This window comes from Acidovorax sp. A79 (genome assembly GCF_041154505.1).
GTDB lineage: Bacteria > Pseudomonadota > Gammaproteobacteria > Burkholderiales > Burkholderiaceae_C > Acidovorax.
In genome coordinates, this window is the sequence record NZ_AP028672.1 from 138,884 (window position 1) to 152,465 (window position 13,582).

9 protein-coding genes are annotated in these 13,582 nt (G+C 71.7%); 4 read left to right on the forward strand and 5 right to left on the reverse strand.

Going from position 1 to position 13,582, the window contains the following annotated elements:
- The first annotated feature begins 14 nt into the window (after positions 1-14).
- Positions 15-1,181 carry a pyridoxal phosphate-dependent aminotransferase gene (locus ACAM51_RS00670; protein ID WP_218338609.1) on the forward strand — a complete coding sequence of 389 codons (1,167 nt, stop codon included), beginning with the start codon at positions 15-17 and terminating at the stop codon, positions 1,179-1,181.
- A 96-nt stretch (positions 1,182-1,277) separates the two neighbouring features.
- Here the strand turns inward: ACAM51_RS00670 and ACAM51_RS00675 are convergent, their stop codons facing one another.
- The 4 genes from ACAM51_RS00675 to ACAM51_RS00690 form a co-directional block, all read right to left on the reverse strand.
- On the reverse strand, positions 1,278-5,132 hold the full coding sequence (locus ACAM51_RS00675; protein ID WP_369642433.1) for an EAL domain-containing protein: 3,855 nt from the start codon (positions 5,130-5,132) through the stop codon (positions 1,278-1,280).
- A 163-nt stretch (positions 5,133-5,295) separates the two neighbouring features.
- A complete protein-coding gene (locus ACAM51_RS00680; protein ID WP_369642434.1) occupies positions 5,296-6,231 on the reverse strand; it encodes a DMT family transporter in 936 nt (311 codons plus the stop codon).
- On the reverse strand, positions 6,228-6,797 hold the full coding sequence (locus ACAM51_RS00685; protein WP_369642435.1) for a methylated-DNA--[protein]-cysteine S-methyltransferase: 570 nt from the start codon (positions 6,795-6,797) through the stop codon (positions 6,228-6,230). The genes ACAM51_RS00680 and ACAM51_RS00685 overlap by 4 nt, the downstream gene beginning before the upstream one ends.
- 62 nt (positions 6,798-6,859) lie before the next feature.
- Positions 6,860-8,449, reverse strand: coding sequence for a DNA-3-methyladenine glycosylase 2 family protein (locus tag ACAM51_RS00690; RefSeq protein WP_369642436.1), 1,590 nt, complete (start codon positions 8,447-8,449; stop codon positions 6,860-6,862).
- A gap of 144 nt (positions 8,450-8,593) precedes the next feature.
- On the opposite strand from ACAM51_RS00690, the gene ACAM51_RS00695 reads away from it, so the two are divergent.
- The 3 genes from ACAM51_RS00695 (at position 8,594) to ACAM51_RS00705 (ending at position 12,201) form a co-directional block, all read left to right on the forward strand.
- A complete protein-coding gene (locus ACAM51_RS00695; protein WP_369643903.1) occupies positions 8,594-9,982 on the forward strand; it encodes a phosphomannomutase/phosphoglucomutase in 1,389 nt (462 codons plus the stop codon).
- 75 nt (positions 9,983-10,057) lie between these two features.
- On the forward strand, positions 10,058-10,843 hold the full coding sequence (locus ACAM51_RS00700) for a carbon-nitrogen hydrolase family protein (protein ID WP_218295050.1): 786 nt from the start codon (positions 10,058-10,060) through the stop codon (positions 10,841-10,843).
- Positions 10,840-12,201: a 3-deoxy-D-manno-octulosonic acid transferase gene (locus tag ACAM51_RS00705; protein WP_369642437.1), complete on the forward strand. Its 1,362-nt coding sequence runs from the start codon at positions 10,840-10,842 to the stop codon at positions 12,199-12,201. Before ACAM51_RS00700 ends, ACAM51_RS00705 begins: the two co-directional genes overlap by 4 nt.
- Here ACAM51_RS00705 and ACAM51_RS00710 read toward each other — a convergent pair.
- Positions 12,194-13,528, reverse strand: coding sequence for a TolC family outer membrane protein (locus tag ACAM51_RS00710; protein WP_218295048.1), 1,335 nt, complete (start codon positions 13,526-13,528; stop codon positions 12,194-12,196). The genes ACAM51_RS00705 and ACAM51_RS00710 overlap by 8 nt on opposite strands.
- Between the last annotated feature and the right edge of the window lie 54 nt (positions 13,529-13,582).

Consider the following 13,582-nt stretch of genomic DNA (forward strand, 5'->3'; position numbering starts at 1 on the left):
CCAAGGACCACCCCATGCGCCTCGCCGTAGAAAACCTCGAAGCCTCCAAGATCCGTGAAGTCGCCAACGCCGGCATGGGCCGGGCCGACGTCCTGGCCTTCTGGTTCGGCGAAAGCGACGAGGTCACGCCCGAGCCCGTGCGCCAGGCGGCCATCGAGTCCCTGCAGCGGGGCGAGACCTTCTACTCCCACAACCTCGGCCTGCCCGAGCTGCGCCAGGCGATAGCCGCCTACGCCAGCGCGCTGCATGGCCCCATCGGTGCGGAACGGATCGCCGTGACCTCGGGGGGCGTGAGCGCGCTGATGGTGGCCATGCAGGCGCTGCTCGATGCGGGGGACGAGGTCGTGGCCGTCACGCCCGTGTGGCCCAACCTCACGGCCCAGCCCGCCGTGCTGGGTGCCCGTGTGCGGTGCGTGCCGCTGCGCGCCGAGGGCGGTGCCTGGACTCTGGACCTGCAGGTGCTGCTCGACGCCATCACGCCGGCCACACGACTGCTCATCGTCAACGCACCCAACAACCCCACGGGCTGGACGCTCACGCGCGCGGAGCAGCAGGCCATCCTGGACCATTGCCGGCGCACCGGCACCTGGGTGCTGGCGGACGAAGTGTACGAACGCCTGTATTACGAGGCGACCCCCCACGGCTGCGCGCCGAGTTTCCTGGACATCGCCGCGCCCGAGGACCGGCTCATCGTGGTGCAGAGCTTTTCCAAGAGCTTCCTGATGACCGGCTGGCGCCTGGGCTGGCTCGTGCTGCCGCCCGCGCTGGTGGACGCCGTGGGCAAGCTGATCGAATTCAACACCTCCTGCGCCAGCGTGTTCACCCAGCGCGCGGGCCTGGCGGCGCTGGAGCATGCGGGCGAGATCACGCCGCCCCTGGTGGCGCGCATGCGCCGCTGCCGCGACACGCTGCTGCCCCGCCTGGCCGCGCTGCCGCAGGTGGAGGTGGCCAGCCCGCTCGGCGGCATGTACGCCTTCTTCCGCCTGCACGGCTTTGACGATTCGCTGGCGGTCGCCCAGCGGCTGGTGAGCGAGGCCGGCCTGGGCCTGGCGCCGGGCAATGCGTTCGCGCCCGAGGCCCAGGGCTGGCTGCGCTGGTGTTTTGCCTCCAGGGACCCCGCGCGGCTGGAGGCGGGCGTGGAGCGCCTGCAGGCCTGGCTGGCGCGGTCCAGCCGGGGTTGATGGGGGGCAGAGTGCACGTGGCAGCAGCATGCCCGGTGCAGTTTGCTATATTTTTAATAGCTTCATGCGCTTGCCTGGAAAGCGCATGCGCGGTTTTTACCTGAAACTTCCCTGGGCCTGCCGCTGCCAGCCCGATGGCAGCTGCCACTGGGCCGCCCAGCCGGTGAAGTCCGCCAGCGGCATGGGCCGCGCGATGCAATAGCCCTGCGCCTGGGTGCAGCCCAGCTGCAGCAGCATCTGTCCCTGCTCGATGGTTTCCACGCCTTCGGCGATCACGCGGTAGCCAAACGAGCGCGCCAGGCCGATCACGCCCTGCACGATGGCCAGATCGCCCGGATCGCCCATCATGCCGTGCACGAAGCTCTGGTCGATCTTGAGCGTGTCCATGGGCAGACGGCGCAGGTAGGTCAGCGACGAGTAGCCGGTGCCGAAGTCGTCCAGCGACACCACCACCCCCAGCCCACGCAGCGAGGTCAGGGTGTGCGCCACGGCCGCCAGGTCGTACAGCGCGGCGCTTTCGGTGATCTCGATTTCCACCAGGTGCCCGGGCACGCCGGGGTGGCGCGCGATGCACCGGGCCATCCAGTCGGCGAAGTCGGGGCGCTGCAGGTGCTGGGCGGCGATGTTGACGCTCAGCGGCAGGGCCATGCCGCGCGCCTGCAGCTCCTCCAGGATGGAGAGCGCGGCCTCGACCACCCATTCGCCGAACCCGATCTCCAGCTCGGTCCCCTCCAGCAGCGGCAGGAATTCGCCGGGCGGCACCAGGCCGCGCTGCGGGTGCTGCCAGCGCGCGAGGGCTTCGGCGCCCACCACGGCGCCGCTTTTCATGTCCACCTTGGGCTGCAGGTACAGGGTGAACTGGGCATCGGCCAGCGCGTCGCGCAGGTGGCGCCCCTGCGCGCGCAGCAGCTGCAGGGCGCGCTCCTGGGCGGCATCGAACTGGTGGAAGCGGTTGCGCCCGGCCTGCTTGGCGGCGTACATGGCCTGGTCGGCATGGCGCAGCAGGGCATCGGCATCGGCGTCGTCCTGCGGGAACACCGTGTAGCCGATGCTGGCCGTGACCACCACGCGCTCGGCGTCGAGCGTGTAGGGGGCCGAGATGCTTTCCATCACGCGGTGGAGCATGGCTTCGCAGCCGTTGGCCGAGTCCAGCCCGGGCATGAGGATCACGAACTCGTCGCCCCCCAGGCGGGCCACGCAGTCGAGCGGGCGCAGCGCGCGCGTAAGCCGGCCGGCCACCACCACCAGGAGGCGGTCGCCCGCGCCGTGGCCCAGCCGGTCGTTCACGGGCTTGAAGCCGTCCAGGTCCAGGTAGGCCACGCCCAGCTGCGTGCCGTTTGCACGCGCCTGGTCCATGCATTCCTGCAGCTTGCGCGCCAGCAGCACGCGGTTGGGCAGGCCGGTGAGGGCATCGAACAGCGCCAGCCGCTGCAGCAGCACTTCCTGTTCGCGCTGGGGCGTCACGTCGATCGCCACGCCCAGCATGCGTTCGGGGCGGCCCATGGCGTCAAGGCCGACGATCTTGCCCAGGTTGCGCACCCAGCGGACGGCATCGTCGCCGGCCTCGCTCTGGTTGACGCGCCAGGTGGCGTCAAACGGCGTGCCGGGGTGGGCGGTGTGGCGGGCGACCTCGGTGGTGATGCGGTCGATGTCGTCGGGGGCGATGCCGCTGGTCCACTGCGTGGCGCCGAAGGGGCCCTGCGATGCGGGCAGGCCGCGCATCGCGCGCCAGCGGCTGTCCCCCGTGACGGTGCCGGTCTGCAGGTTCCAGTCCCACAGGCCCAGCGACGCGGCCGAGATGGTGAGCGAGAGCAGCGCCTCGCGTTCGCGCACCTGCTCTTCCTCGCGCTTGCGGTCGGTGATGTCGTGCACCGAGAACAGCCAGCAGGGTTCGCCGTCGAATTCGGTCGCCCGCATGGACTGCAGCACGGTGCGCGGCGGGCCGCCGCGCACGTTCAGCTTCACCTCGTAGCTGTTGAGCTGGCCGGAGCGCGCCACCGCATCCATGAGGCGCTGGCGGTCGTCGGCGGTGAAGATGCCCAGCTCGATGGCGGTGCGGCCGATGGCCTCCTCGCGCGGGATGCCCAGCATCTCCACCCAGGCGGGGTTGATGTCCACGTAGCGCCCGTCCATGCGGCGCGACAGGCCCATGGGGTAGGGCATGAGGTGAAAGATGCGCGAGAAGCGCTCCTCGGACTGGCGCAGGCGCTGCTCGGCGCGCTTGGCCTCGTCGATGTCCTGCATCACGCCGCGCACGCGGGTGACCCGGCCGTTCTCGATGACGGGCTCGCCCCGCGCGCGCACCCAGACCAACCGCCCGTCAGTGTGCAGCACCTCCATCTCCATGCTCCACTCGGCGCGCTCGAGGATGCTCTGGCGGAAACGGTCGCGCAGGGGTTCCCGGTAGGCGGGGGCCACGTGGCGGTCGATGTAGTCGTGCGGCAGCGGGGAGCCAGGCGCCAGGCCATGGATGTCGAAGCACACGTCCGACCAGTAGACCAGGCCCTTGCCGCGCTCGTCCTCCCAGGCGCCCAGACGGGCCAGGCGGCCCGCTTGCTGCAGCAGGCTGTTGAGGGCGCGCAGTTCGTCGCTGGCGCGGTGGGCTTCGGTCATGTCGTGGAAAACGAAGACAAAACAGTTTTCGCCATCCACAAGCACGGAGCGTGCCGACATCAGCCCCGGTATGCGGATTCCGTCGCGCTGGGCCACCAGGGGCAGGCGGTCGACCTTGCCCTCGCGGCGGAAGGTGTCCACCAGCCGTGCGCGCTCCTGCTCGGAGGCCCAGATCTTCAGCTCGGAGGACGTGCGCCCGATCACCTCGTCGCGCGGGCGGCCCAGCACCTCGCAAAAGGCAGGGTTCACGTCGATGTAGCGCCCATCGGAGATGCGCGAGATGCCCGCGGGATCGGGGAGCGTCTGGTAGAAGGTGGTGTACTTGGCCTCCGAGGAGCGCAGAGCGTCCTCCACCTCGCGGTGGGCCGTGATGTCCACGTCCATGCCGATCAGGCTGAGCGGGCGCCCGCCCGCATCGCGGCGGGCCACGGCGCCGCGCGACATCAGCCAGCGCCACTGGCCGCGCGTGTCCATCACGCGGAATTCCGCTTCGTACGTCTCGTCCAGCCCGTCCATGGCCCGCGCCAGCCGGGCGGCGTTGCGCTGGGCGTCGGCGGGGTGGCGCAGCGCATACCAGCGCTCCCACAGGCCCTGGGCGTCCGCGTCGTCGCAGCTGATGCCAAACGCCTCGTAGAACCGGCCGTGGCAGCGGAACTGGCGCTGGACCACGTCCCATTCCCACCGGCCTCCGCCCAGGGAGTCCATGGCCAGCTGCAGCTGCTGTTCGCGCTGCACCAGGGCTTGCTGGGTGCTGGTGCGCGCCAGCTCCGCGCGGGCCTTGCTGGCCAGAAGCAGGCGGCCCACGCCCAGCATCAGAACGCCCGCGCCATGGTGCCAGGGAAGGCTCGTCGGCCACGGGGCCCCGGCCGGCGGCGCGAGGTTCGCGAGCCAGAGGCAGGCCGATACCACCAGGGGCAGGGTGATGGCCAGGCCCACCAGCGCGATCCATGCCGCCGGGCGCAGGGGCAGGCGCCGGGCCATGCGCCGCCACAGCCATGCCAGCAGCCACGTGGCGCCCAGCACCAGCACGGCGGGCGGGGTGGCGGAGGGGGCCGTCGCGACCACGGCCAGCAGCGCCACCAGGGCGGTGATGGCGGCCGGCAGGCCGCCGAAATAAAGTCCCATGAAGGCGGCCACGGTGGGATAGGCCACCAGCCTCAGCTCGGGCGCATTCCAGTGCAGCGCGGTGAACGACACCGCCGACACCGCGCCGCCCGCCACGCCCAGCAGCCAGAGCGTGCGCCGCGATGGCCGCAGCGCCTCCTGGGGAGGGAGCCACTCCAGCACCAGGAGCAGCGTCATCAGTACCGTGCCGGCCAGGAGCGTGTTGTTACCCATGGCGGAGCGCGCTGCAAAGGCAGGGCCAGGGGGCCGGGACGGCTTCAGCGCAAACCGCTGCCCGCGCCGACCGGCCCGGGTGGTGTGCGGCGGCGCGGTGCCCCGCGCCGTCCAACGCAAGACTCAGATCGCAGCGGCCCGGGGAAAAAACCATTCCCCGAGTTTATGGCTGTTCCGGCGCCGTCCGGCCCGGCCGCAGTGTCCTGATAAGCCCCGTTGACAGCATCGTGCCGCACACGATGACGAGCGCGCAGCCCAGCATCCACGGCGTGATGCGCTCGCCCAGGAAGATCGCGCCATACAGCACCGCGAACACGGGCGCGATGAAGGTCACGGCCAGTGCCCGGCTGGGCCCCGCGCTGGCGATGAGGCGAAAGTACAGGATGTAGGCGATGCCCGTGCACAGCACCGCGATGGCGACGATGCAGCCCCAGGCGCGGGGGCCCGGCATCTGCGCCGGCCACAGCCACAGGGTGGGCACGGCCAGGCCCAGCGCCGCGCCCAGCTGGCTGCCCGTGGCGGTGGCCAGGGGCGGTATGCCCGTGAGGAAACGGCGCGCAAAGCTGGCCGACAGGCCGTAGAAGGCTGATGCCAGCAGGCACGCCGCGATCGCCCATTCGGCGCTGTCGCTCTTGAAACCCGTGCCGGCCGGCGCGCGCCACGCGAGCAGCGCCACGCCCACGAAGCCCAGGGCCAGGCCCGTCCAGCGCAGGCGGTTGATGCGGTCGCCCAGCCAGAGCCAAGCCACCAGCGCGCCGAACAGGGGCACGGTGGCATTCAGGATCGAGGTCAGGCCCGTGGCGAGGTGCAGCACCGCCCAGGAAAACAGCGCGAACGGAATCGCCGAATTGATGACCCCGGCGAACATGATGGGCCGCCAGTGCCTGCGCAGCGCGGGCCCATGGCCCTGGCGCAGCATGATGGGCCACAGGAACACCGTGGCCAGCGCCACGCGCAGCCCGGCGGTGGGCAGCGGGCCGAACTCGGACGCCCCCAGCCGCATGAAAAGAAACGAGGCGCCCCAGAGCGCCGCCAGCAGGATGAATTCGCCGATCCAGGTGGTGACGGGTTGGGTTCCCGGGCTGTTCGGGCTGTTCATTCATGGCCTTTCTCTGGGGGCAGGGCGCCCGCCGGCACGGGCGGCCGCGGGGGCGCGAAGAGCGCATTCTCCATGGTCAGCAGGGCCGTCTTGCGGTCCAGCCCGCCCGCGTAGCCTGTCAGGCTGCCGTCCGCGCCCAGCACGCGGTGGCAGGGCACCACCACGCTCAGCGGGTTGCGCCCCACGGCCGCGCCCACGGCGCGCACGGCCAGCGGCCGGCCCAGTTGCTGGCTCAGGCGCCCATAGCTGGTGGTGCCGCCGCGGCCGATGGCCAGCAGGGCGCGCCACACCGCCTGCTGGAACGGCGTGCCGCCCGAGAGATCCAGCGGCAGATCGAAGGCCTGTCGCTCGCCCCGCAGGTACTGCTGCAGCTGGCTGGCGGCGGCCTGCAGCACGGGATGGCCGGCCGCCTCGGCCCAGGCGTGCCCGCCGTGGAGAAAGCTGGCGGGTTCGTGGCGCTGGCCTTCGAACCAGACGCCGCAGAGGCCGGCGGGCGATGCGGCCAGGCGCACCGGCCCAAGGGCGGTGCTGGCCCGCGCCTGCACGGTGTGGGGGTGGTATTGCATGGGGAATCTCGGTGATTTTGAATAAAACAGGCCGCCAGCGCTTGCTGGATCAGCGCGAAAAGCTATTGTTTTGATAGTGTTTCAGGCGCCGGGATGGCGGGCTCCGCCGTGCCCGCCGCCCAGGCGCGCAGCACCGCATAGCTGCGCCACGGGCGCCACGCCTCGGACGCCGCGCTGGCGGCGCGCGCCGGGTTTTTCTGGCCCTGGACACCCAGCGCCTTGTGCAGCGCCACGTCGGCGGCAGGGAAGGCATCGGGCCAGCGCAGCACGCGCATGGCGATGTACTGCGCCGTCCAGTCGCCAATGCCGGGCAGGGCGCACAGGGCGGCCGTGGTGGCGGCCACATCGGCGCCGGCATGCAGGGCCAGGCCCCCGCTGTCCACGGCGCGGGCCAGCGCCACGATGGCGGCCTGGCGCTGGCGCACGATGCCCAGCTGGCCCAGGGTGTCGCCGTCGGCCACGGCGAGCGTGGCGGCCGTGGGAAACAGCCGGTTCAGCCCGGGCCAGGGCGTGGCGATGGGCTCGCCCAGCCGCTCCACCAGCCGCTGCCCCAGCGTGCGCGCGGCCGCCACGGTGATCTGCTGGCCCAGCACGGCGCGCACGGCCAGCTCGAAGCCGTCGAACGCACCGGGCACGCGCAGGCCGTCGCCGCCCGGGAAGTGCGGGTGCAGCACGGCGTTGATGGCCGCCGGGTCGGCGTCCAGGTCCAGCATGGCGCGCACGCGGCGGATCACGAGCGGCAGCACCGGGTACAGGCTGTCGCTGGTCTGCAGCAGCACCTGGTGGCGGGCCACGTCGAAGCGCGCGCTGAACCAGCCGGTGGTCTCCTGCGCCATGCCGGTGCAGGCGGGCGGCAGGCGCACGGTGCGGCGCAGCGTGGCCTCTTGGGGCAGCACCCATTCGACGCCGTGGAACTGCCGCCGCTCGAAGAACGCGAGCAGCGCCGCCACGTCGAAGGGCGGGCGCCAGGCCAGGCGCAAGGTGCTGCCGGTGCCGGACGCGTCCGCCTTGAGGGGGCCCGCGCCGCTGCGCCGCAGCTGGGTGGGATTGAGCCCGTAGTGCCCCGCGAACGCCGCATTGAAGCGCCGCACGCTCGCGAAGCCGCTGGCCAGCGCCACCTGCGTGACCGGCATCGGGGTGTCGGTGAGCAGCTGCTTGGCCGTGAGCAGCCGCCGGGTCTGCAGGTACTGCAGGGGCGACACGCCCAGCGCGGCCTCGAAGATGCGGCGAAGGTGGCGGTCGCTCACGCCCAGGCGTTCGGCCAGCCGGGCGACGGTGGCGCCGCTGTCGCCCCGCGTGGGCCGGGCCGGCCAGAGGTCGGGCGCATCCAGCAGCCGCACGGCCTGCTGCACCAGGATGCCGCTGGCATCCTGCACCGACCACACCAGCGCCTGCGGCGCCAGCTCCGGCCGGCAGCGCAGGCAGGGCCTGAAGCCCGCGCTCTCGGCCTGGGCGGCAAGGCTGAAGAAGCGGCAGTTCTCGCGGCGCGGCGTGCGCACGGCGCACACCGGGCGGCAGTAGATGCCGGTGGAGGTCACGCCGGTGAAGAAGCGTCCGTCAAAGCGCGCGTCCCGGGCCAGCACGGCGAGATAGCGGCCCTCGTCCGAGGCCATGTCGGTGTCCGTGGAGGAGGGCAGGTGGGGCGAGGTCATGGGGGAATGATAGGCCCCGGCGGCGCGCGCACTGGCCGTTTTCGGACATGTGCCTCGGCGCCCCCGGGCGGCGTGCGCAAGGAGGCGGAAGGGGCCGCCTACAATGCTGCGGACGTTTCAACCCTCTTCGTGAAAGGCCCCTACGTGCAGCCCACGCCCGCCATTTTCAAAGCCTACGACATCCGCGGCATCGTGCCGTCCACCCTGAATGAAGAAGTGGCCCTGGGCCTGGGCCGGGCCTTTGGCACCGCCGCCCGCGCCGAAGGGCAGACCACGGTGGCCGTGGGGCGCGACGGGCGCCTGTCGGGCCCGGCCATGTCGGCCGCGCTGATCCAGGGGCTGGTCGAGGCGGGCATCGAGGTGATCGACGTGGGCCTGGTGACCACGCCGCTGCTGTACTTCGCGGCCAGCACGCTGTGCCAAAGCGGCATCCAGGTCACGGGCAGCCACAACCCCAAGGACTACAACGGCTTCAAGATGGTGCTCAATGGCCGCGCCATCTACGGCGAAGAGATCCAGGGCCTGCGCCGCACCATGGAGCAGGAAAGCTGGCAGCTGCTGCCCGGCGGTTCGGTGCGGCACGTGGACGTGCTGCCGGCCTACACCGCGCGCATCGTGGGCGACATCAGGCTGGCCCGCCCGCTCAAGGTCGTGGTGGACTGCGGCAACGGCATCGCCGGTGCGTCGGCGCCGGCCATCTTCCGCGCGCTGGGCTGCGAGGTGATCGAGCTCTTTTCCGAGGTGGACGGCAACTTCCCCAACCACCACCCCGACCCGAGCAAGCCGGAGAACCTGCGCGACCTGATCGAGGCCCTGAAGACCAGCGACGCCGAGCTGGGCCTGGCCTTCGACGGCGATGGCGACCGCTTAGGGATAGTCACCAGGGACGGCACCAACATCTTCCCCGACCGCCAGATGATGCTGTTCGCGCAGGACGTGCTCTCGCGCGTGCCCGGCGGCGAGATCATCTTCGACGTGAAGTGCACCCAGCGCCTGGCGCCCGCCATTGCGGCCGCCGGCGGCGTGCCGGTGATGTTCAAGACCGGTCATTCGCTCATCAAGGCCCGCATGAAGGAGACCAACTCCCCGCTGGGCGGCGAGATGAGCGGCCACATCTTCTTCAAGGAGCGCTGGTACGGCTTCGACGACGGCACCTATGCGGGCTGCCGTCTGCTGGAGATCCTGAGCAGGAGCAGCGACCCGAGCGCCGTGCTCAACGCACTGCCCACGAGTTTCTCCACCCCCGAGCTGAACGTGGCCTGCGCCGAGGGTGAGCCGCACCGCCTGACGGCCGAATTGCAGGCCCTGGCCGCCGGCACCTTCGCGGCGCCCGCCACGGTGAGCACCATCGACGGGCTGCGCGTGGACTGGCCGGACGGCTTTGGCCTGATCCGTGCCAGCAACACCACGCCCGTGCTGGTGCTGCGCTTCGAAGGCCACACGAGCGAGGCGCTGGCGCGCATCGAATCGGCCATGCTGGCCCTGCTGCACCGCGTGAAGCCTGGTGCGCACGTGGGGGCCGCGAGCCACTGAGCCGGGCGCGATGATGCCCGCACGGCGCATTCGCCCCGCCGAACTTTCCCTGACCCTTTCGCCCATCCGCCGACCGTGAATTCGCACCTGTCCACCCCCCTGCGCATCGCTGCCGCGCAGTCGCCGTCCGTGCCCGGGGACGTGGCGCGCAACGTGCAGACGCACCTGGCCTTCGCGCGGGTGGCGGCGCACCACGGGGTGCAGGTGCTGGTGTTTCCGGAGCTGTCGCTCACGGGCTACGAGCCGGCGGTGCTGGCCGCCCAGGTGCTGGATGCCGACCATGGCGTGCTGGCGCCGCTGCGGCAGGCGGCGCGCGACCACGGCATGGCGCTGGTGGTGGGCGCGCCCGCGGCCCCCGTGGCGCCGGGCGCGCTGCTGCCCGCCATCGGCGCATGGGTGCTGGGCGCCGATGGCAGCGCGGCGCTGTACCGCAAGCGCCATCTGCATGCCAGCGAAGCGTCATTCGCCAGCGCGGGAATGGACGACGCGCAGGTGCACCTGCTCGCCGGCGAACCCACGGGGCTGGCCATCTGCGCCGACATCACCCACCCCGAGCATGCGCGCGCCGCGCACGGGGCGGGCGCGGTGCTCTATGCCGCCAGCGCGCTGATTTCCGAAAAAGGCTACGGGCCCGAGTCGGACCTGCTGCGCGGCTATGCGCGGGACCACGGCATGGCCGTTCTCCTGGCCAACTACAGCGGGGCCTCGGGCGGCTACGCCAGCGCCGGCCGCAGCGCGGTCTGGGAGCCCGGGGGCGGGTGCGTGGCCGCGGCCACGCACGACCGGCCTTGCCTGGTCTGGGCCGCGCGCGGTGACAGCGGCTGGAGCGGCGGCGTGCTGGACCTGCCCCTTCCGGTATGAACGCCGCGCGGGCCCTGTATTCGCTGGTGACCTGGTGCGCGCAGCCGCTGCTGCGCCGCAAGCTGCGCCGCCGCGCGGTGGCCGAGCCCGGCTATGGGCATGCGGTGGGCGAGCGGTTTGGCCGCTACCCGGCGCCCATGGACAGCCTCATGCCGCACAGCAGCTCCGACCCGCTCGGCCGCTTTGTCTGGATCCATGCCGTATCCCTGGGCGAAACCCGCGCCGCCGGCATCCTGCTCGGGCAGCTGCGCGAACAGCTGCCGGGCATGCGCCTGCTGCTCACCCACGGCACGGCCACGGGGCGGGCCGAGGGCGAACGGCTGCTGCACCCCGGTGACGTGCAGGTGTGGCAACCGTGGGATACGCCGGGCGCGGTCGCACGTTTCCTGCGCAAGTTCCGCCCGGCCATCGGCATCCTCATGGAGACGGAGGTCTGGCCCAACCTGGTGGCCGGCTGCCAGCGGCGCGGCGTGCCCCTGGTGCTGGCCAATGCGCGCTTCAACGCCACGTCGCTGCGCAAGGCCCAGCGGCTGGCGCCGCTGGCGCGCCCGGCCTATGGCGGCCTGGCCGCCGTCTGGGCCCAGACCGAGGACGACGCGGCCCGCCTGCGGGCCATCGGCGCCCCGGTGCGCGGCGTGTTTGGCAACCTCAAGTTCGATGTGGTGCCCGACGCCGCCCAGACCGCCCAGGGCCGCGCCTGGCGCGCGCGCGCGGGACGCCCCGTGGTCCTGCTGGCCAGCAGCCGTGAGGGCGAGGAGGCGATGTGGCTGGAAAATTTCAGGCAAAAACAGGCTCCAGCGCTTGCTGACAAAGCGCCAGCAGCTATCAATAGCGAAGCAGGTAACGTGCAGTGGCTCATCGTGCCGCGCCACCCGCAGCGTTTTGACGAGGTGCACCAGCTGCTCCAGCGCGCCGGGCTCGGCGTGTCGCGCCGCAGCACCTGGGCGGCCGGGCCCGAGGCGGCCGATGTGTGGCTGGGCGATTCGCTGGGCGAGATGGCGCTGTACTACGGCCTGGCCGACGTGGCCTTGCTGGGGGGCAGCTTTGCGCCGCTGGGCGGCCAGAACCTCATCGAGGCCGCCGCTGGCGGGTGCCCGGTGGTGCTGGGGCCGCACACCTTCAATTTTGCGGAGGCGGCCGAGCTGGCCTGCGCGGCGGGCGCCGCGCAGCGCGTGCCCGACATGGCCGCCGGCATCGCGTGCGCTGCGGCGCTGGCACTGGACGCCAGCCGCCAGCGGGCCGCCAGCGAACGTGCGGGCCGTTTCGCCAGCGACCACCGCGGGGCCGCGCTGGCAACGGCCCGGGCGGTGCGCGCGATCGTGCAGCCCGCCGGGGCTTCCCTGTCTCCCTCTACTTGACGAGCAGCGCGTTGATCGCCTCGACGTCCTGCTGCGTCAGCGTGCCCGCCGCCTGGCGCAGCTTGAGCGTGCCCAGCAGCACGTTGTAGCGGGCCTGGGCCAGGTCGCGCTTGGTCTGGAAGAGCTGGCTCTGGGCGTTCAGCACGTCGATGTTGATGCGCACCCCCACCTGGTAGCCCAGCTTGTTCGCGTCCAGCGCGCTCTGGCTGGAGGCCTCGGCCGCTTCCAGGGCCTGCACCTGGCCCTGGCCGGACTGCACGCCAAAGAAGGCAGCACGCGTGGCCTGGGCCACGTTGCGGCGGGTGGTTTCCAGGTCGGCCGTGGCCTTTTCTTCCAGGGCCAGGGTTTCCCTGATGCGGTTTTGCACCGAGAAGCCGGCGAACAGCGGCAGGTTGAACGCCACGCCCACGCTGGCGCTGTTGGTGCGGTTGTTCACGCCGGGCGACGTGATGGTGCCGTTCGGGTTGCGCGTGATGTTGTATCCCGCCTGCAGGTCCACCGTGGGCAGATGGCCGGTTTCGGCCTTCCTGGTTTCCAGGCGGGCGATGTCCAGCGCGATCGCGGCCTGGCGCACGCCGGGCTGCTGGTCGCGCGCGGTATCCACCCAGGTGGTCACGTTGTCGGGCTGCACGGAGGGCAGCGGCACGGGCAGCGCCAGGGGCTTGGGGGTGGTGCCGGTGATGCCCACGAGCTGGTCCAGCGCCAGGCGCTTCACCCGCAGGTCGTTTTCGGCGGCGATTTCCTGCGCCACCACCAGGTCGTAGCGGGCCTGGGCTTCGCGCGAGTCGGTGACGGTGGTGGTGCCCACCTCGAAGTTGCGCTTGGCGGAGGCAAGCTGTTCCGACACTGCAGCCTTTTGCGCCTGCACGAAGGCCAGGGTGTCCTGCGCCGCGAGCACGTCAAAGTAAGCCTGGCTCACACGCACCAGCAGGTCCTGCGTGGCCGCATCCAGCTGCGCCTGGGCGACATCCACGCCACGCTGGCCCTGTTCGAGGGTGATGCGGTTGGCGGGGCGGTACAGCGGCTGCGAGGCCTGCACGCCCAGCGTCTGCGTGGTGCCGGTGTTTTCCACCGGCGGGCGGCTCAGCTCCACATTGGCGCGGCTGAGCCCGGCCGTGAGCCCGGCGCTGGGCAGCAGGCCCGCGCGGGCCTGGTCGGCGCGGCGGGCCGCCGCATCGAGCTGGGCGCGGGCCGATTGCCACGCCGTGTCATAGGTGCGGGCCGATTCCACCAGTTCCAGCAGGCTCTGGGCTTGCGCCGGGGCACACAGTGCCGCGCCGAGCGCCAGGGACAGAAGGGACAGGGAGAGGGGCCGTAGCGGTGTCATGGAGGTCCTTCGGAAAAGAGTCTGCGTGTCGAAAATGGGGCAAAACAGGCGCGG